At 46.6% G+C, this 1,042-nt stretch carries 1 protein-coding gene; it reads left to right on the top strand.

The annotated features are described in order from the left end of the window. The coding region (locus SSCH_RS19095; protein WP_044664873.1) for a hypothetical protein at window positions 1–1,042 on the top strand (1,042 nt) is incomplete at both ends.

The following is a 1,042-nucleotide window of genomic DNA, read 5'->3' as shown; positions in this document are numbered from 1 at the left end:
CCAATTACCTCTTTTGTCAAACGCTTAAAGGCTGAACCCGTCTTAGCTGTTGCTTGTGGTTTTGAGCCGGGTTCGGTACCCGGTGTTGGCACTTTTTATGATTATCTAAACAGGTTTTGGTTAGGGCATGAGCCAGTTAGGGTCCTGCGTGAACCAGAGAAACGTAATAAGAAACCGGATAAGGGTGAAAAGCTCCCTGATAAAATCCCAGGCCTTGTTACTGAATTGGTGAATAAGGTACTTAATGGCTATGATTTTACTGATAATCCTGAGCATTTGCTCCAGAAGATCTTAAAAGAGTGTGCCGTAAAACCATCGCTTGATCTGGGGCTTTGTGGTGACCCCGAAAATTTTGTGTTCGCTGGCGATGGCGCCCCTCTTGAGACGGGTGCCAACCCCTTCGGTAAAAAGATCTGCCAGTGTAAAGAACGGGGTATTTATCGCTGTTCCTGTCCCCGACTGTATACCAACCCCACTGCCAACTGGGGCTGGGACAGCTATCATGAACGCTGGTTCTACGGACACTCTCTCTACGCTTTGACTGCAGCAGGTAGTGATCATGATCTGCCGATCCTTTTACATATTACTCAGGCTTCCCGCCATGACAGCGGAACTTTTGTAGCTGCCTATGCCCAGATGCGTGCCTTGTATCCTGAACTGCACTTTACCACTGCTCTGCTTGATTCTGCTCATGATGCGTATGACATTTATAAGCTTCTTGCGGCTCATAGTATTGAACCTTTTATTTGTTTGAATAAGCGAAGGAAAGGACAGCCTTCTCTTCCTCCCGCAAAGTTCAATGAGCAGGGCATACCTGTGTGTCTTGCAGGTTTAAAGATGGTGTATTGGGGTATTAATCAGAAGCGTCACCGTTTAAAATGGCGCTGTCCTTTGTATAAATGCCTGGATAAGTGCGCTCACAGACAGGCTTGTTCTCCCTCTTCCTATGGACGGGTTATCTATACGAAGCCAAAAGATGACCTGCGCTTATTTACTAAAACACCTCGGGGTTCAGCGGCTTGGAAGAAAAGATTTGCTAAAC

Origin of the sequence: Syntrophaceticus schinkii (assembly GCF_000946815.1) — a bacterium.
GTDB lineage: Bacteria > Bacillota > DSM-12270 > Thermacetogeniales > Thermacetogeniaceae > Syntrophaceticus > Syntrophaceticus schinkii.
The sequence above is the reverse complement of the archived record's forward strand: the minus strand, read 5'-3'. Positions and strand labels throughout refer to the sequence as shown.